This window comes from Chitinimonas sp. BJB300 (genome assembly GCF_002735695.1).
Lineage (GTDB): Bacteria > Pseudomonadota > Gammaproteobacteria > Burkholderiales > Chitinimonadaceae > Chitinimonas.
In genome coordinates this window covers 46,319-65,222 of record NZ_PDZH01000003.1, presented here as the reverse complement: position 1 = coordinate 65,222, position 18,904 = coordinate 46,319, and the positions used below count along the sequence as shown (strand labels likewise).

Annotated in this window: 16 protein-coding genes; 1 reads left to right on the top strand and 15 read right to left on the bottom strand. The window is 55.7% G+C overall.

The window, feature by feature from the left end:
* Positions 1–326 precede the first annotated feature (326 nt).
* The 8 genes from CSQ89_RS01050 to CSQ89_RS01015 form a co-directional block, all read right to left on the bottom strand.
* Positions 327–650, bottom strand: a complete 324-nt coding sequence (locus CSQ89_RS01050) for a hypothetical protein (protein ID WP_099404339.1) — start codon at positions 648–650, stop codon at positions 327–329.
* On the bottom strand, positions 625–2,460 hold the full coding sequence (locus CSQ89_RS01045) for a type VI secretion system Vgr family protein (protein ID WP_099404338.1): 1,836 nt from the start codon (positions 2,458–2,460) through the stop codon (positions 625–627). Before CSQ89_RS01045 ends, CSQ89_RS01050 begins: the two co-directional genes overlap by 26 nt.
* A gap of 94 nt (positions 2,461–2,554) precedes the next feature.
* Positions 2,555–3,349, bottom strand: a complete 795-nt coding sequence (locus tag CSQ89_RS01040; RefSeq protein ID WP_099404337.1) for an OmpA family protein — start codon at positions 3,347–3,349, stop codon at positions 2,555–2,557.
* Entirely contained in the window at positions 3,350–4,345 is a 996-nt protein-coding gene (gene tagF, locus CSQ89_RS01035) for a type VI secretion system-associated protein TagF (protein ID WP_158228849.1), read from the bottom strand. It abuts the gene before it with no gap.
* Positions 4,342–8,115 carry a type VI secretion system membrane subunit TssM gene (tssM, locus tag CSQ89_RS01030; RefSeq protein WP_099404335.1) on the bottom strand — a complete coding sequence of 1,258 codons (3,774 nt, stop codon included), beginning with the start codon at positions 8,113–8,115 and terminating at the stop codon, positions 4,342–4,344. The genes tagF and tssM overlap by 4 nt, the downstream gene beginning before the upstream one ends.
* A gap of 95 nt (positions 8,116–8,210) precedes the next feature.
* Positions 8,211–9,683: a hypothetical protein gene (locus tag CSQ89_RS01025; RefSeq protein ID WP_099404334.1), complete on the bottom strand. Its 1,473-nt coding sequence runs from the start codon at positions 9,681–9,683 to the stop codon at positions 8,211–8,213.
* Positions 9,684–9,727: 44 nt separating this feature from the next.
* Positions 9,728–9,997: a PAAR domain-containing protein gene (locus tag CSQ89_RS01020; RefSeq protein WP_099404333.1), complete on the bottom strand. Its 270-nt coding sequence runs from the start codon at positions 9,995–9,997 to the stop codon at positions 9,728–9,730.
* A gap of 393 nt (positions 9,998–10,390) precedes the next feature.
* Positions 10,391–11,281: a M15 family metallopeptidase gene (locus tag CSQ89_RS01015; protein WP_099404332.1), complete on the bottom strand. Its 891-nt coding sequence runs from the start codon at positions 11,279–11,281 to the stop codon at positions 10,391–10,393.
* A 149-nt stretch (positions 11,282–11,430) separates the two neighbouring features.
* Between CSQ89_RS01015 and CSQ89_RS22340 the strand changes: the two genes are divergently transcribed.
* On the top strand, positions 11,431–12,213 hold the full coding sequence (locus CSQ89_RS22340; RefSeq protein ID WP_158228848.1) for a hypothetical protein: 783 nt from the start codon (positions 11,431–11,433) through the stop codon (positions 12,211–12,213).
* A 77-nt stretch (positions 12,214–12,290) separates the two neighbouring features.
* On the opposite strand, the gene CSQ89_RS01005 is transcribed toward CSQ89_RS22340, so the two are convergent.
* From CSQ89_RS01005 to CSQ89_RS00975, 7 genes are all read right to left on the bottom strand, one after another.
* Entirely contained in the window at positions 12,291–13,403 is a 1,113-nt protein-coding gene (locus tag CSQ89_RS01005; protein WP_099404330.1) for a nucleotidyltransferase domain-containing protein, read from the bottom strand.
* Complete coding sequence (locus CSQ89_RS01000) at positions 13,400–14,344, bottom strand: HprK-related kinase A (protein ID WP_099404329.1); 945 nt, start codon at positions 14,342–14,344, stop codon at positions 13,400–13,402. The genes CSQ89_RS01005 and CSQ89_RS01000 overlap by 4 nt, the downstream gene beginning before the upstream one ends.
* A gap of 75 nt (positions 14,345–14,419) precedes the next feature.
* Positions 14,420–14,707 (bottom strand): HPr-rel-A system PqqD family peptide chaperone, encoded by a 288-nt coding sequence (locus CSQ89_RS00995; RefSeq protein WP_158228847.1) that lies wholly within the window; start codon positions 14,705–14,707, stop codon positions 14,420–14,422.
* A gap of 31 nt (positions 14,708–14,738) precedes the next feature.
* Positions 14,739–15,317, bottom strand: coding sequence for a hypothetical protein (locus tag CSQ89_RS00990; RefSeq protein WP_099404327.1), 579 nt, complete (start codon positions 15,315–15,317; stop codon positions 14,739–14,741).
* 235 nt (positions 15,318–15,552) lie between these two features.
* The gene (locus CSQ89_RS00985; RefSeq protein WP_099404326.1) at positions 15,553–16,350 is read right to left on the bottom strand and encodes a S1C family serine protease; all 798 of its coding nucleotides are present in this window, start codon (positions 16,348–16,350) and stop codon (positions 15,553–15,555) included.
* A gap of 178 nt (positions 16,351–16,528) precedes the next feature.
* A complete protein-coding gene (locus tag CSQ89_RS00980; RefSeq protein ID WP_099404350.1) occupies positions 16,529–17,578 on the bottom strand; it encodes an SDR family oxidoreductase in 1,050 nt (349 codons plus the stop codon).
* Complete coding sequence (locus CSQ89_RS00975) at positions 17,575–18,855, bottom strand: nucleotide sugar dehydrogenase (protein ID WP_099404325.1); 1,281 nt, start codon at positions 18,853–18,855, stop codon at positions 17,575–17,577. The genes CSQ89_RS00980 and CSQ89_RS00975 overlap by 4 nt, the downstream gene beginning before the upstream one ends.
* Positions 18,856–18,904: the final 49 nt, after the last annotated feature.

Here is an 18,904-nt window from a genome sequence, read left to right as displayed (position 1 = left end):
CAAACGCTATTAGATGTGTAAACAACCTAAGAAAATAGTCACTTTTAGGAGTACACATGAAATGATCGCCCAAGTCGCCTAGCATTTCTGGCCAATAGAATAAGCTGTCATTAAGGTATGCAGCAAATCCTCATAGAGGCTCTGGTTTTTATTTTTAATATCAGGCATCAAGATCTTTATAGTTAGGACGATTTTAAAAAGCGGGTCAATGCCTCGCAACGCTTCTGCTTTATTAAGGCGGCAATTAAATAGTGCATATGAACAAAGATAAAAGACATTTTAAAACAATGCATTAGGAATTTTGTACTGTAAGCCTATATGCGCTTTCACATTGCCGGATCAATACCACTTTCCAAGCTGGTTTCGTGCTTGGTTGATGTCTGACGGGGTTTGTCGCCCGCTTTACTCATCAGTGGAATCAGCTCTATGAGCTTATTTCCGCTATCACCCAGTTTACTTAGTGGCTTCAGCTCGGTCTTAATTGCCGCATTGGCTTCTTCCTGCCATTCCAATGCCCAAGTCAGTACTTGTTCTGTCTCTTTGATGAGGTTGTTTGGTACCGGTTTCTTGCTGGCAATGGCTTGTGCAATTTTCTCCATGCGGGCATCACACTCAAAGACGGCTTTATTGGCCGCTTGATAGTCGGCCATCAAGAAACTCAGCTTGAGGTAGTGCGAACGAAATGCGGGGCCGTCCTCTTTGGGCACAGCAATGATTTCCCCCGTTTCTGGATGCAAAAACAGCAAGGGGGTTTCTACATCTACCGGCACCACGGAACCCGGCGTGTTCGTTGGCCGGGGCGTTGTTGTCGCCCGTGGTATGGGCCTGCCGGTTATGGGCGCTGCCGCCCCGCTGCCAGTGGAACTGCACCTTGACGCGGTGGTTACGGTCGGTGTCGATAGGCTGGCCTTTTTGGCCTACCACGGTGGCGGTTTGCACCCCTTGGATGGTGGGCTTGCTGTGATAGCGGCCTACGCTGGGGGCCGGGGCAAAGGGGATATCGAGGGCGTCACCCATGCCCACAGCAGCGCGAGCATGCAAGCACACAGCGCGATTGCCATAGTGTTCAGGGAAAGCGTCATCGCCGTCGGGGCCAAAGGCTTGGTTCAGACTGGCCTTGAAGTCGGCACTAAGGTTGTTGCGGCCCTGGTGATGCACCGATAGCACGCGGAAACGGGCTTCTTGCGGGTAACGGTGGTGTTGGTTGAGAACAAACACCTGGCCCGGCGCAAGACTGCGTACGGTACCTTTTGCCTGGATATGCCGGGCCTGGGTCTGGTAAGCCGCCAAGAGGTTGAAGGCGCGCCGTTCGCCGTCGTCCGTGCCGGCCCAGGCGTAGTGGCTGATGTGGTCGGCCAATTGCAGCGTGGGACCTTGTTTCTGCGTGGCGCTGGGTTTGGCTTCAACCGATTGATCGCTGAGCGTACGGTCGTCATGGCTGAGCAGGCGCAGCTGGCTAGGTACCGGATGGCGTTGCTCCTGCCAATGCTGGAAGCTGTCGCGCCCTCCGGGGCCTAAACCCAGTGCCCCCGCTGTCATACCAGCCAAGCCATCACCACCTTCTGTAGCATCCGCGCGGTGGAAACGAATCGGCGATTCGGGATTGTCGATGCAAGCCACATCCAGACCCAGCCGGTCGCTAATCACCAATGTGTGCTTGCCCAAGCTGGCGCTGCCGGTATCCCCCTCATGCTCAAACCAGCACACCAGCCCCTCGTCTTCAATCAGGCGGCGGACAAAATGCCAGTCGGTTTCACGGTATTGGGTCAGCAGGCTGCGCTTAGGGTATTTATCTCCCAACGCCAGCCGCCACGCCGGTGCAAGCGCACCCTGGCCTTGGTAGTCGCTAAAAATGCTGTTCAGTATTTCGGCAATGGTTTTGTCTTGAAACACCCAACTGTCGCGCCGTTGGCGTAAAAAACCCAGCCAGGGCTCAACCACCAGCTGGTAGCGCGCCAAACCACCATTGCTGCCCAGCGCTTGGGCTTCGCTGATATGGCCGTGTGTGGGGCGCAGACTGGTACGGCTGCTGCTGGTTTGTGTTTCCAGCAATACCGGTGCGCCGAGCAGGCTGTTGACGTCCAGCCCGCTATTGGGGCTGAGGACGATGAGGGCCAGACGGTAGCCGCACAACAAGCTATCTGGGGCGCTGGCCGGCACATCACTACTTTGCAGCAAGGCTGGCGCAATGGCTAGGTGGCCGAGTTGAGGCAGCGGCTGCGCGGCTTGTTCGGCAACCAGTGCGCCTACCGGGAAGCGGCTTACATCGGGTAACAGTACGTTTGCGGCAGGCAGCGGTGCGCCGATGATTTGCTCGACACCATCAACACGCTCTACCAAAAGAGCATCCGACCCCAGCTTGGTATGCAGGCGATAAAGGCGATCGTTACTTTGCCATTGGCCGAGTTGGGCTTGAAACTGGCTAAGCAATTGACCAGTGGCGAAAGACAGCGGGTACATGGTGGCTCGCTTCGTAAGGTGTTACGCAGTGCGTAAAGCGGATTCGAGCCGCGGCGCTGCTGCCCCTGCCCAACAGGGTTGTTGCATCCAGCGTTTATTGGCTCAGGTTGAATTCGATACGCCGGTTGCGGCGACGGCCGTCTTCGGTATTGTTGGGGGCAACAGGGCGGTCCGGCCCCATACCAATGGGAATCAGGCTATCGGCCGCAATGCCCTTCTGCACCAGATAAGCCTTGACGGCATCGGCGCGCGCCTTGGACAGCACAACGTTGCTGTTACGCGCACCTTGGCTGTCGGTGTGGCCAATCACTTCAACACGGCGGCCATTGAATTGCTTCAGGGCGTTATTCATTTCATCGAGAATCCCCTGGCCTGCTGCGGTGATCTTGGCGCTGCCGCTTTCGAATTCGACGATACGATTGGCCAGGGCCTGATCAAGCACCGACTGCTCGGCCATCGTCACCCGCAGCTGGCTCTTGACTACATAAGTCGGGTTCAATGAACTGGCGATCTGGCTGGTGACCTGTTGCCGGTTGGCATCGCTGGCGACATCGCCCTTTACGTTCACCGTATTGCCATCCACGCTCAGTTCGCCCCGAGTGACCGCCTTGAGCTGGGGGCTGATCAATGCTTGTACGTGTTGCGCCCAGTTGGCCGGCATGATCACGCCGCCAACGCTGATCTGATCAACCACCCGGTCGACCCCATAAACTTCACGCAGGCGATTGAGGATAATGGTCTTGGTTGCCTGATCGGGCACAGCGCCGGTAACGGTAATGACCTGATTACTGGCCGCTGCGGGTGCGGGGGCCACTGGGTCGGCCGCCCGCAACTGGCCAGCCAAGAACAGGCCAGCGCCCAGCAGGAATAGAGATCGGCTGATTGTCATTTACAACCCCAGAAAAACTTCATTGAAAGTGATGCGCAGCTGCGCCAACGACAATTGTGGATGATCGGCATAGCTTGCCAGCTTGCGGCAACCCGCATCGCTATCCAGATGCTCCTCCACCCACTCGGCATCAGCAATGTCGATCAGGTAGTCCTCTGCCACATCGGGGCTGACAACGGCGGCCAGGGCTTCAGAGGCTGCGCCGGAAAAACCCACCAGCAATACCGACTGGTCGCCACGGCGGCTTAGCAATGCCGACAGCTCAAACTCATGCCGTTGCAGGAAGCCTGCAACCAGACCCAGCCAGAAACTGGCCAGATAGGCATTGGTATCCGCCCGGCTGGGCAAGGGGAACATCAATCCCTTGTTCAGATTGGTGGCACCCTTCGCAATAACAGGCTGCAACAAGACCCCCAGCGCCAACGCAGTACGGCGTAGGGAGAATTCCGGCCAGGTGGTACGCAGTTCGCGATCAATCTGTTCAATTGTCTGGACTTGCAGCCATTCGGCAAACAAGCGTTCGTCGTGGCTGCCATCAAGCTGCAATCCTTCAGGATGCGGGCCGATGGCGCTCAGAAATGCTTCGTCCGAAGCCGCTTGCCGCGCCCGCAGGCCAAGCAATTCGGCTGACTGCCAGCAACGCGATAAACGTAACGGCGCGAGGCTGGAAAAGTCCAGTGGGCGGTCCACCTGAAACTGAGTGGCCAATATAAAGGGGAAACGCCGCTCAGAGCTGTCCATGCTCGGCGTCAACACCCCCGCCACAACTGCACGGCTCCTTGTACCAACAAACATGAAGCGTACCGGTGTTGCGGCATCGTAGTTCAGCTTCCAGCGCGGATCGGGGGCCAGCATGTCCAATGCCAACGAAATCCATTGGTCGAACACATTCATCAGCCCGCTGCCGGTATTGCTGCGGACGAAATCCCCTCGGGCTGGGAACTTGCCAAAGTAGTACAGCTCTGGCTGCTCGGTAAGGATATTCGTCAGATTCACGCGCCTGCTCCTGCCACCTTCGTGGCGAATTCGCTACCGACAATTGTCTGCGGCAAGGTCAACCCCTGCAAACCCTGGCCCTGGCGGGCACTGCCGCTACCATCTACCTGCGGGCTGCTGATTATGCGGAAGTTGACCGACACCGACACATTGCCATTCGCCCACAACAACTCAAACAAGCCCTGCTCTTTCTTCTTTCGCTGGGCTGCACCTATCATCTTCTCCAGACCGAAATTACCGGGCACATTCAGTAATTCCACGGCACGGCCATCAAACGTGGTGGCCGTGATCTTCACACCGGGTGTGGCACTGGGGTTCGGCCAGACAAAGCTGTTCCAGGCTTGCATGCCATTGCGGTAACGCATGACTTGGCCGTCGATCTCGATGGTGTACTCCGATAGGCCCGGGGCCGACATCGGCATGATCTGGAACTGAGTCTGGTTGGCTGGGGCGGATGCCCCACCGCCCGCCGCAGCACCGCCACCCGCTTGCGCCGATACATAACGGGGGAAGTCCGCCACGAAGGCTGGCGAGAACTGCACCCCCATGTCCGCCCAGGTACGAGCACTCAGCATATCGCCCCGGCGGACCGCCAATGGGCCGATCGACTTTTCAGTGAACTTGGCGATAGCGCCTTCCGGGCCAAAGATGGTGGCGATTTCCTGCGCGCCCGCTTCGACGCGGGAATTCGCAACAAACGGGTACTTACCCGCCAGCGACCGGCTGAAAGGCTCGTACACCTGTGCTGTCCAGGTACGGTTGATTTCCGCCTCGGATGGCTTGAGCAACACGGCGAAGGACTGCATCAGCGGTCGCACCAGCATCGGGCGCATGGTGGTCTTGGCGCTATCCGTCACCCCGTTGAGCATCTGCTCATCCACATACTTGAGCGCATCAGCCAGCTCCGAGCCGTTGCCGTCCAAGGTCTGGCGCATCAGCGTGGTACTTCCCGGGCCGATATCGCCGGCATTCTTGATCTGGTTGAAGCGCGAACGCAGCTTGCTCAGGAGGTCGAGATACCCCTTCATCAACGATTGATCTTTGCCTTCACCGCGAGCGCGCATCAGATGGCCTACCACCGAAAACTCACGGCCAATCGGTCCCATGGGAACCGCACCAGGCTGGGCAGCACTGCTTGCATTAGCCCCGCTGGGCACCGTACCGCTAGGCGCACGGCGCAGAATCACTTCCTTGAACCAATCGATAAAGCCACGCTTGGCCTGCGTCAAACCGGCATCCACCAAGGACTGGTTATCCCACGAGGTTTCGCGGTAAAGGATGTCCATCAACTTGGACATCGGCGACAAGGTTGGGTCACCCAGCCGATTCATATTCACCACAGCCTGATTGAAGTCAGGGAACTCGGCGACCGTGACGTTCTGGACAAATTTCTGCCACTCCCGAACATATTCGGCCTTGTACATCGACGTCAGCGACTTCTGGATCTGTTCAGGACTGCCCTCCAGGGTGAGGTCGTCACGCACGGCCGTTTTCAGTACCCAGTCACTCGCCTGCGTTTCCTTGGAGGCCGCATCCTTGATGGCGCTTTGTACATAACCATCCCACGCTGCTCGGGTAAAGACACCCGGCACAATGTAGCTGCCAGCAACAATGCCTTTGTTTTCATCACCCACAATGGCTGCCACCGTAATGGCGGGGTAGCGGGCTGCGGCGCGCAGCTTGATTTCAGCGTACACCCTTTCGCGGGCCGGCAAACCCTTGACGACACGGCGTAGCGACTCGCGTGACTGGTCAACCAACGCCAGCTGATTTTCGATCAGGGGGAAGTCCGGCTCTGTCGTCTGCGACAAGGTGAAAGTCAGCAGCTTTTCCGCGCTGCGTATCATCGTCTCCCGCGACATGCTGCCACGGTGGCTTTCCAGCCAACCACGCCAGAACCGGGTGATCTGGTCATTCAAATGACCAGGGTCGAGCCGGTCCCGGTTTGCCAGCATCAGGTAGGTCTTGAGCGCGTTGTAACCGTCATCCACATTGCTGGGCGAAGCATCCTTATAGGGCTGGTCTCCCCCTGCTGCCGCGGCCGTACCCGCAGTCTGGGCGGGCTTGGCGCTTTGTTCCTTCAAGCTGCCAGCCTGAGCATTTACATCTGTAAGAAATGACTCAAGATTGGCGGCAACCGGCTTGAACATCAGTTCCTGCACGCCATGGAAGTATTCGCGGCGTAACTTGTCTTCCAACTCATCACCCTTGTAAAGACCAAACCCCAGCGACAAGGGCTTGTCTTCACGGTACTTATGCAATTGGGTGATGCGGTCCTGCAGAATTTCCATCGCCTCCAAGCGCACGGCAAGGTCGGTATGACCCTCCTGCAAACGAACCACCTTGTCGAGGTCGGCCCGCACATTGGTCAACAGGCGCTGATTGCCGATGTACGACGTGGTCCACCCTGCCAACAAGAGGCCCAGGACAGCCACACCCGCAAAGAAACTGGCATAACGGACCTGCTGCTTGCGACGGCTGGCATATTGGCGCACCAATCCCTTGTCGGCGAAGATCACCTTGGAAAACAGGTCTTTCAGGAAGAACCCATGGCTGGCGTTGAAGCGTTGTTCTCGCTCCTCACCGCTGACATGCAAGTCAAAACGCGATGCCATACGTTCGGTCAACGGGCTGACCGCACGGCCTTCCTGTAATGCGCTGGTGAAGTAAAAACCGCGGAATACGGGTTTGAACTGGAAAGGATTGTCTTCAAACAACGTGGCGATAAACGTGCGCAATGCCGGCCGGATGGCGATGAACTCCATCGGGAAGGTCAGTAAACCGGGTGACATCGCCTGCTTGTGTTGCATTGACATGCGTACCGCACTGAGGTCCTTCAGACCTTCGCTCAGGTGTTCGAACTGGGTATCGAACTGACTGACGGCGTCGGTAGGGACATCTACCTTATAAGGCAGGGTCGCACCCCACACTTGCTGCCATTCCTGCTCATCACTGGCTTCAAAGAAGTCGGTAAAGCCCGCCAACAAGTCCATCTTGGTGAAGATAACGTAGACCGGAGGGAATACTTCCAGCTTCTCGGTCAGTTCCTGCACGCGCTGGCGCAGGTTCTTGGCAAGCTGAATGGCATGTTCGGGGCGGTTTTGACTTAACTCGGAAATACTGACAGCAATCATGATGCCATTGATGGGCGCCTTCGGACGGTACTTACGTAGCAATCCCAAGAAGCCGAACCATTCATTGCGATCTTCATTCTGTACCGAATAGCGGCCTGCGGTGTCGAGCAGAATACCTTCGGTGGTGAAGAACCAATCACAGTTACGCGTACCCCCTACGCCCTGGATGGCTGCGCCACCTTGCTCGGCAAACGGGAAGTGCAGGCCTGAACTCTTGATGGCAGAACTTTTGCCCGCAGCGGGGTTGCCAATGATCATGTACCAAGGCAACTCGTACAACGCTGCACGACCGGAGGTTTCGCCCAGTTTGGAATTGCAGATGGTCTTGATGGCGTCTTCAAGCCGTCCACGCAAACGGTCTACCTCGCTCTTGCTGGCATCCTGCGAAGCATCGGCCGACCCAGCACCTTGCGCCGCGAGCATGACGTTCAGCTGTTCGCCAGCTTGCGCGGCACGGTGACGCCGCAGCAGCCAATACACGGCCCAGGCTGCGATACCGAGGGTCAGCACAATGACTGGGAATACAAAGCCCCACTCAAAGATGGCAAACAGGATAAACAGCACCCCGCCGGCCAATAACACCGCCAATAACGAGATCACGCGTAAATCCCGGAAAAACCTTGCAAGCCCATTCATTAAAAAATCATCCGAGTTAAGGATTAAATAAATCTATTTACACTAATCAAAGTTAGCGCATATACGACAACATGAATGCGCCATTTCCAATCACTTTAGGTGTCAGCTGCCGGTGGTGCCGGCTGCTCGGGCGCCGTCTCCAGCAGACAAAGGCCTCGCTCAAGCCAGCCATCATTCAATACCAATAGGGTGGGTACACTCTGTTGTGCAACCATCTGGCTGGCCAATGCGTAGCCCGTTAACCGCCCGCCAATACCGGCATCACCTGTAACACTACGCAAATGCAGCACTTCATTCATTTGTAAGGGCGTGGGCGCTACTGCCAGCAACGAGGCAGCCTCCGTCGCCTCCGGCCCCAATGCCAGGCCGGTACAAAGCCAGCCGATATCCACCGGCAAGGTACGTCGATGGGTCTGCAGGGCAAACAAATTGAGCAATGCCTTGGCAGCGTGCGGACGCGTGCGGGCGATAGGCTCGCATTCCGCAAGATCGGCCATACCCAATTGCGCCAGCGTCGGGCAGTCAGCCATATCAAATGCCGCATTGGCAAGCAACAAAGCCGCTGCCGCTTCGCCAGGGAAGTGCATACCGGCACGGTCTGCCACGTCGTCGCCCAGCAAGCCTTCGTTCAATGACTGCTGGCAGACGCTGGAATCGGCCGCCAGCAGCAGCACAACGACAGGCTGCGAGAAGGCTGCCAACTCATCGACAATGGCATTCAGGTGCTTGGCCAAACTATTGGCGGACATGGCGCGGATTTCCATTTGCAATTGCGCGTCCGTCAGACCGTAGGGAGCCAATTGTTCATGCAACCATGCAAGCACTGTTGCATTGCCTGCTTCATCCAAACCCGGCTCAAGCAGCAGTTGTACACGCAATAACGTCGGTACACGTTGGTGTGACTGCGCCTTATCGGTGGATTCGGGCGCGGCATCGCCCAGCCAGGCTGGATTCAACTCCGCGGCGCGTTGTGGCTGCCGGGGGCGGATATGCAGCGTCTGCGCCGCGGCAAGCTGGGTCAGCACGCCACCCAATCGACCCACTACACCCGCCAACAACGCCAATGCGCGCTGTTTGGCTACGTTGGGGGCTTGGTTTTCCTCATCCTGCTGCCACGCGGGGGGTAACAAGGTCAGGTCGATATCCGCACAGCGCCGCGTTGCCAGCGGGAAACCGTTCGCGTCGTAGAGTGCCGTATCCAATGGGGGGATGGGCGCAGCCTGAAGCGCTTCGGCGATGGCGCCCAGTTCTTCCCCCAATGGTGTCACCACCTCCGCCGCGATGACTTTCAATGTATGCAGCGTCGCAGGAGCCGGCGCTGATGTCGCACTGGCCGCCGTTGCACCAGCCACAACCGGTGGGGCGGCCAAACGTGCTTTTCGACGCTGCCATAACCAGTTTGCACCCAACACCGCCAGAAAGATGGTCAACGGCAGGATAAGCAGATAGATCGCGACGTCTTCGGTACTGGGTACCAAGTGGATTCCGTTCCAATAAAGAATCACTGCTACCCATGTGCATACACACACCAATATCAGCAACAACGAAGCCCGCAAAAACTTAGCCATGAATTAATCTGGAATAGGAAGGAAAGTAGTGGATGCCGACCGGCTCAAACATGGTCGAGTACTTGAGACTGGGTAGCAATCAGGGATGCCCCACATGCGGTTGTATCTCCATGGCGCGCCAATGGCTTGCCATCTATCAGATGCGTAAAGTCCCCACTCACAATCACGCAGGTACCGTGGCCGGGCTTGGGACAGGAAACCTTGTCGCCCACACGGGCAACCGGTTTACCATTGACCGTCGTTGTTGGCGACCCTTCCAGCACCGTGCCGCCATGGCTGGTTGAATCCCCCAATAATATATAGGGCCTACCCATCAATATTCCTCCATTTAAAAAGCACCTACCCTTAAGAACCTGTCTAAAGTCCGCTACGCGTCAGCAATATGGCGTTGAACACACTCTCGGAATGCTCAATTACCACACGTAAATTCTGCTTCCTCGGTTGTTTTCGCCGTATCTTGCTTTAGCTCGCGAGACTTTTAGACAGGTTCAAAGCACAGGCCAATCCCTTATGCTCTAACTTGCGTCGATTGCGGCCATAGCGTGGTCTGAGACGTGCATGCTATCCCAAATCCCGTATCAATCAATGTTTAAGTAAAACGCTTATTTCACTGTCATGCATCGGCATGTTGAAAACATTATTCGCGAATTTATTCACCTTTTCTGCCGCACGTTCATAACGCCACTCAAGCATACATAAAGCATCGCTTACTTCGCCGGTTCAGCACCATCAGCTGTGGCAGGCGGCTTGCCCAAGGCACCTTTGCGGCGCAACTCTATATGGCCGAAGTCCATCATCTTCCAACGTCCGCCCCATACGAGCCCAAGCGATTCCGCGACTTCGCCATATAGCTCATACCCACGCATGGCCCAAGGGTCGCGCTCTGAAATAACCAATTTGCCATTACGCAGAAAAGCACAATCTGCCGCCAACCCGAATTGGTGATAGCTCTGAAAAGCACGGGCATTGGAGACCTGCGGTCCCAAGGCCGCCAAGGTGTTCTGCCGGCTAGGGCTGCGATAACCTTCCAACAAAGCCATTTTGTAACCGTGCTTTTCCTCCATGACGCGGAAAGCCACCAATAGGCGCTGCCGGAACTCTCCGTCCAGCAGCATCCAGTCTCGACTGGCCGAAACCAGCATCGGTCGCACCATTTCCACTTCCTGAGTCAAAAAGGCTTCAGGCGGTAATGGCGGGGGCGGCACCAATTGCTCGCCTCGCAATAGTTGTGCGATCACCGCATTTTCTTCTGCCGGTATGTCCTCGTAGCCTTCTGTGCTGATTTGATTACTTAATATTGCGACTAATATTAAAGGAGTCGCCAACACACAAAGGGTTGCAAGCAATAGCCACTTGTTTCTTGCCAGGGCATCAAACTGCTTTTGTATCCAGCTGCGGCCGCCCTCGCCTACCGTGCTTTGCAAATCACCTAGGCTTGTCATACTCGCCGCACGTCGCTGCTGAAGCTTAAGCCTGACATCGGAAAACACCCTTGCAAAACGCGCCCGCAGTCCAGCCGAAAGCAGCAGCAGTCCGGCAAGCAGTACCAGCGCCAATAAAACACTGGCGGCGAATATGACTAAATAGTTTTCATACATGCTAATTTGACCATTACTGCATTCACGCGTTATTTTTGTCTCATTATTCTTGCATGATTCGACGCTGAAACTGCAGTGCATTAACGAGACCGGTCAATTCATGTACCTATGAGCGGCGGCAAATAGCGACACCTTTGGACTAGACACCAATGAAATCACCCCCAAAACAGCCAGGCGAACAACCATCCCGCCCCTCGCTTTATAAGCCCGACAGTACGTCTTCATTCAGCATTCTGGATGCCGCCACCGTTCAAGGCGGGCAAAAGCGTGCGAAAACAACACCAACAGCGGAGGCCCCACCCCGCCGCATCTGGCCATGGGTTGTCGCCATAATGGTTTTGGCCATCGTGGTCGGCGGCATTCTGCTCGTGACCTTTACCACGCACGATGCCGAATCACCTGTCATCACGCATACGCCAACCGCCGTCGTCAATACGCCCGCTGCCCCTATAGCCGTACCCGTCGAAGTGCCGCTATCAGCGCCCGCCATCAAGCTGGAAATGGATAAGCCCGCCGTAGTCGAGCAGATGGAACCACCCCATAAGGAAATGGCACCCGCAACCGCTGTCGACCCGTTGACCATTTTGGAAGCCGACAACAGCAAACCTCAACCCGCGCCCCCCCCGAAAGCCGCCGCAATGCCACCCGCAGCGAAAGCTGCCTCAAACACCGCGGCCAAGCCAAGTCCCGCCAAAGCCGGTGGCGCCAAACAGCGCGAAACACGCATAGACCCGGACAAGAGTCCAGCCAAAGCGCAACACGATATGGACGTCGACTTCATGGAAGCCGTGCTCAGCCGTATGCCAAAACCGGCCCAACGCAACGAGCCTAAGTCCGAACCCAAACAAGAATCCAAATCCGAGCCCAAGCAGGAAGCCAAACCCGAACCCGCAGCGGAAGCAAAACCCGAAGCCAAGCCGGAAACGCCATAGCGCGCACTGTTTCGCTGCATGCCATCCACAACAGGCAGGCAGCGAAACCATCGCAACCCCATCAAGCGTATGGCCGCCTAACGTGCGGCCATTGGCCTTTGTGGCAGCGTTTCCTGTTTAGGGAAATAAGGTTTGGTGGCTTTGCGCAGCAGATGCGGTATCAACAGTCGTACAGGCATGCGCAGCCAGTGCCCTCTGACATACAGGCAAAAACGCGCCAAACGATCGCCAAAACGCTTGGCCAACGGATGGCGGGGCCTTAAAGCGCGCAGAATCAGCGCGTCCATCAGTATCCGTGTAGGCGTCGCCGGGCCAGCCACCGCCAACGCAGCCAAGGTGGCCAAAGGCACGGGGGTGTGCCAGATGCTTATGCTGTAACGCACCCCGTAGTAAAGCGGCCGCTGGAGTTCAAGCTCATGCGCTCGAGCAATCAAACGATCAAAAAACGCCGGCTCCTGTCCGAAATGCCTTAACAGGCGATCAAGATCGAACAGATCCCGTAGGCTGCTTTCCCACTCGCTCTCATGAAAAAGATGGCAAGCGCTATGGATAACCATATCGCAAGGCGCCAGCATCAAGACTGCCGTCTGCGCCGGTACCGCAACGGCGTCTGCATGTAGCTTGGTAGGGTCAGGGTGAAAACGCGCTGTCGGCGGCAGGATAGTATGGTGTACATCAAGCACGCTTTGGCGCTTCTGGTGCATCAGCGGGGGTAGTTCGTGCATCCATTCCCGGTAGTACCGATTGTCGTAGGCATCATGGTGAGTGTTGATCCAGCCCTGCCAATACAGGCATGCCTCCACCTCATCCAGTCGTGCTTTGGGCACCAGAATATCCACGTCGCCAAACACCCGTCCCTGGCTGGAGGGTAGATCGGCCAAAGCGTAGGCAGCCCCCTTAAGCAGCACGACCGGCACACCCAATGGTTTGAATGCGCGTTCCAGGCGCTTCACTTCCCACGCTGCGGCCCGGCGATTGGCTGTGCACTGTAGTGTGGCGGCCGTCAGCCTTGCCTGCACAGGCGCGGGCAATGCTTGGCTAAGCTGGGCAGCTTGCAACCGCGCAGCCAGACTACCCGTCAGCAATGCCGTATCCGACAACCGCAATACGGTATCCCATTCGCTCAGCGTCAAGCCGCCTGCGCCGGTAGGGTCGATTAAGATACGGCAAAGGTCGGTGAAAGCACTCATGGGAGGCGCTCGGTAAGCGGCGGGATCTGCACCGGCTCGGCATTGGCCAACTCATCAAAAAAGCCTATGGCCTCTACGAGTTGGCTGTATTCAAAATGATAGGCAGTGGCGCGCCCAACCAAATCAGCCAAAGCATCAAAGCCCTGTTTGCCATGCAAACTATAGTTAAATGCCTGCTCCGCCAGCTTCAACACTACCTGCGCAGGCGCAATCGGTTCTGCATTGATAGGCTTATCTGCACAGTAGTTCGGGAAGACAACCCAGGCCGCTGGCACACAGCAGGCTTGCTGCTGGATACTTTCCTCCGGTGGCTTGGCATGGGCAACCGACCCCTTTTGCGTATCCCGCACAACGGGTGTAAAGACAAGTTCAGGCACCAAGGCCTGGATAACCTCAATTGAGCGGTTCTTCAAGCTTACCGGCCGTGGTAGAGGTTGAATCAACCCATCCCCTGGTCGAATCAACGTCAGCTCATCCGATAGCAGTCGCCACCCTCCCCCATAGACCAAACCGGCGCAAAGCGTGCTTTTCCCCGCCCCGCTGTGCCCCGGCAGAATCAATGCTCTTCCGTTTTTCTCCAGTACCGCCGCATGCAAAATCAAGTATTGGTTTGCGTGCTGGCTGACACACCAATTCATGCCCCACTCGAACAATGCATAGGCTTGTTCAACAGGCAGCGGCAAGAAAGGGATTTTCAAATCCGAGCGAAACTGTACCTGCGGGTAAAACCAGCGCCGGAGCCAGGGTGAGGCCAAATTTACGTGAAAGTCCGCATAGTCCTGCTCTACCAACGAATAGTCCGCATAGGCAGTGGCAATACCATGAACAACGTGGGGAAGCGTGGATTGGATATGACAGACAAAGGGGCCTGTCTTGATATAAATGCCGCCATCCGCAAGCTTACGCTCCAGTTCTACCGGCGTGAGGTTACGCACATTCATGCCGTAAACCAGCCCCGATGACAACCTGTGTCAGACATTGATACTTGCCCCATAGCAAGCCGTACGCTGGTCCCCTCACTGCGTATCGCACTCAATCAATCCAAGGCCGTATAGGTCCGACAAGCATCCATCCACCTGATCGTGCAACGATTGGTCAATGGCAACGCCCAACCCTGCCGCCACCAGGGAGGTCAGCTGAACGCCATCTTGTGCTGCCGGAGAAAGTAAGGAGAGAAGAAAGCCTGAAAAGGCATCCAATACAAAGGTATCACCCGCCCCCGGATGAAACACCAAGCAATCTTCATCAAACGATCTGATTTCCAAAGGGAAACTCGAATGGGTAAACCACAATGCTTGGTGCATCGCTACATTCAAAGGCATTAGCGCTTAAAGGCTAGTGATAGGTATTTTCGAAGAATTTCTTCGCATCGGCCTCATACATTTTTTGCCCGGTGGAAGTCAGGTAATAGCCCACAGTGGAAATATCATTCCATATTTTGATGACATCAGCGGCCTTAAGCGAGTAATCCGCAAACCCACTCATTCCGTTCAAAAGGCAAGCGATCGCGTGGAATGCAAAGCTTCCCGGATTGTCGTTCAAAACCGTCTGCATCGACTTTGTACCGTAGTTGTACTTAGCCTTACTGCTAAAAACACTATGGAATTGCGTGGTGGGTGTATAGGGTGTCGGCCAGGTAGTATGATTTTTCCAATAGCCCGGACTCAATCCGCCGCAGCTTGGACTTACTCCCGGTTGTAGCGATACATTGCCCGACATGAAACCTGACGCTGAACACTGCCGTGCCGCACCCATCACCGGCCGGCTCGCCAAAGACATCAACACAGGGGTAACTGCTGCACCCTTGATAAGCCGACGGCGGGCAGCGGCGCGAATCCTATCCTCTTCCTCTTGCGCAGGGGACACATCGCTGAGTCCATCAAGCTGAGGTTTATCGTGCTGCGTATTTTTCATAAACACCTCGAACCTCTATTGTTGGCGGATACGTACGCCCCGGTAAATCTCGCTTATGCACGCCAAACAGATCTTTGCCCATTAACAAAGCGCAGTCTGCGACGCTATTCAAGCAAGATACAGACCAAACACAGCAACCACTTTGTTTTTCATACACTTAATCAAAGAATCACTCAGCAAGCGAATATCGAATCTCGGCAATTGTAAAGAATACCGACACCTGCACTTCATCCGATCAAGACAAATCCTTCAATAGCCCATTCAGATAGCGTATCGGAATCGCGAAACTGATACCGGAAGGCTGGCTTAGCACTGCCTCTTTGCTCGCCTTAACGAAAACCATATTCAGGATGCCGATTACATTACCACTTTCCGGGTCAAAAAGTGGGCCGCCACTGTTGCCTGGATAAGCGGTAGCATCTAATTGATACACTTCAAACGCCCCCGACTTCAAGCGGCGGATTGCTGCCTCATTTAATTGTCGCGCATTTCCACCAGGCAAGGCGACCGGGGTGATAGCCGAGATTATGCCCCGATGCGTTACGGGTGATAGGCCCAATACAGCGCCTATCGGAAAACCCATAAACCCCACCGATTGCCCCTCTCGTATGGCAGCGCTGTCTTGCGCCAAGGTCAATGCAGGTAAGGAAGGGCCTTCCAACTCCAACAAGGCGATGTCATAGGCTGCATCACGCTGGCGTAACTTAACTTGTCGCAAGCTGCCTGCACCTGTACCACTGGCGAGTTGGACGACGATGCGCTCGCCATTAATGGCATCAAGCACTTCAGGCACTACATGGGCATTCGTGGCGATCAAGGAACCATTCCCCACCACAAAACCTGTGCCATGCATCATGAACGGCGGGCTCCGCGTGGCTTGGTAGCTGCCGACAACCACAATTGAAGGCTTGATGCGGACAATCACATCCGGCAGCAACTCCGCCGCCCGGCCCAGGCAAGGCCATATGAGTAAAACCAGTAGTGCAAAGCACAGCCTATGCAGCAAGGTTTTACTCTGTGTTCCGCTCGTCATCTCTTGCTTTCGTCATAGCAATCCATAGGCCAATAGACGCTGCTGACATAGCCATGTCGTCCACCTGGACCGTGATTGTGAACAGATTTCAGGACGACCAGGGCATAAACAAGCACACCAATAGGTTCTGGTGTGGTTTACGCCACTGTAGCTTCGAAAGAGAGATGAGGTCTTGGCGTCAGCCTTGACTGAAACGCCCCACGTACCAAGGCATGGCGACCCGGATGCCCGACTGCAGATCATGACTCGGCTGATAGCCCAGCAAAGTACCTGCTTTACTAATATCGGCCTGCGAATGCCGTACATCGCCAGCACGGAAATCGCCGTAAGCCGGTGTTGCCGTTGCAATTGCAGGATGCGTCTGCTGAAGCTCCGCCTTCAATATTGCAAACAGATCCGTCAACGTCGTCCGGTCGTTAACCGCCACGTTGTAGACTTGGTTGATTGCAGCCACATTCGGCGTCAACGCAGCCAGTAAGTTGGCTTGCACGGCATTGCCCACATAGCAAAAGTCACGGCTGGTCTCGCCATCACCATTGATAGTCACCGTGTCCCCCAGCAGCAGCGCACGCGTCCAGCGGGGAATAACCGCGGCATACGCACCTTCGGGGTCTTGCCGTGCGCCAAACACATTGAAATAGCGCAAACCGACTGAGGCAAAACCATAACAACGACCGAACACCTCGGCGTATAGCTCATTCACCAGTTTGGTCACAGCATAAGGCGACAACGGCCGCCCTATTGTGTCTTCCACCTTGGGTAAACCGGGATGGTCGCCATAGGTCGAGCTGGAAGCCGCATAAACGAAGCGCTTTACCTTGGCATCCCTCGCAGCTACCAACATGTTCAAGAACCCATCGATATTGGCGGCATTCGTCGCGATAGGGTTCGCCAATGAACGCGGCACCGAGCCCAAGGCGGCTTGATGCAAAACATAATCCACCCCCTGACAGGCTGTCTGGCAGGCGGCTGCATCACAAATATCAGCCTCCAGCAGACGAAAACGCGCCCATTGGGCCGGTGATACCAACGCTTGTACCTCTACGAGGTTGCGGTGGTGCCCGGTAGCAAAATTGTCCAGCCCCACGACTTCCTGATTGAAGCGGAGTAATGTTTCGACCAGATGAGAGCCGATAAACCCCGCGCAGCCGGTTACCAGCCAACGGCTGGGTTGGGCAGACAATTGCTGCCCCAATTGGTCGAGCACCTTAGAAGAAAGCACACTCATAGCCGCCATACCGTTACGCCCTGGGCGCCCAGCTGCTGCGCATCAAATTGGCTCTTTACATCCGCCAATACGCCTTTGGCTTGCAACTTGCCCACATAATCGGACAAAGGCCGCTGTTTGAACTCACGGTGCGCCACGGCGGCCACCAATGCAGCAGCTGGCGGCAACTGTTCCCATGCCGTCAACTCGACGCCATACTCATGAATCGCTTCATCCGCATCCGCCACAGGGTCGTGCACCAACACATTTGCACCGTATGACTGCAATTCACGAATGACATCGATCACCTTGGAGTTGCGCAAGTCAGGGCAGTCTTCCTTGAAAGTCAGCCCCAACACCACAATGGGGGCATCCTTCACCTGCCATCCATTACGGATGAGGTGCTTGATGGTCTGTTCGGCAATGAATTTACCCATGCCATCGTTGATCCGCCGCCCTGCGTTAATCACTTCAGGGTGGTAACCGAGCATCTCGGCCTTGTGTGTCAAATAGTAAGGGTCAACACCGATGCAATGCCCTCCTACCAGACCAGGACGGAATGGCAGGAAGTTCCACTTGCTACCCGCCGCTTTCAGTACTTCCAACGTGTCGATGCCCACCTTGTCGAAAATAATGGCCAGTTCGTTCATCAAGGCAATATTGAGGTCGCGTTGCGTGTTTTCGATCACCTTGGCGGCTTCCGCCACCTTGATGCTGGACGCACGATATACCCCAGCCGTCACGACCACAGCGTAGGTATCCGCCACCAAGTCCAGGGTTTTGGGTGTGTCACCCGAAACCACTTTGATAATCTTGGTCAAGGTCCGTTCTTTGTCTCCCGGATTGATCCGCTCTGGCGAATAACCCACGAAAAAGTCAGTCTTCCAGGTAAACCCTGAGTGCTTTTCGATGATGGGGATACAGACTTCTTCAGTGGCGCCGGGGTAGACCGTCGACTCGAACACGACAGTTGCACCACGTTTCAGATGCTTGCCTACGGCTTCAGACGCACCAACCAATGGGCCGAAATCCGGTTGATGTGCATTATCAACCGGTGTAGGCACCGCCACGATGATGAAGTCAGCTTGCGCCAATGCAGCAGGGTCGCTACCCACCTTCAAATGCACCGCCGCACGCAGATCATCACTGCTAACCTCACCGGTTGGATCGTTATACTGCTGGTACTGCTCAATCTTCCGGCTTGCAAGATCAAAGCCAATCGTAGGCATTTTCTTGCCAAATTCCACCGCCAATGGCAACCCAACGTACCCCAGACCGACGACAGCAACTGTAGTCATGACATGCTCCCTGCATGAAAATGGATTACTTAGCACCCGTTTCCTGTCT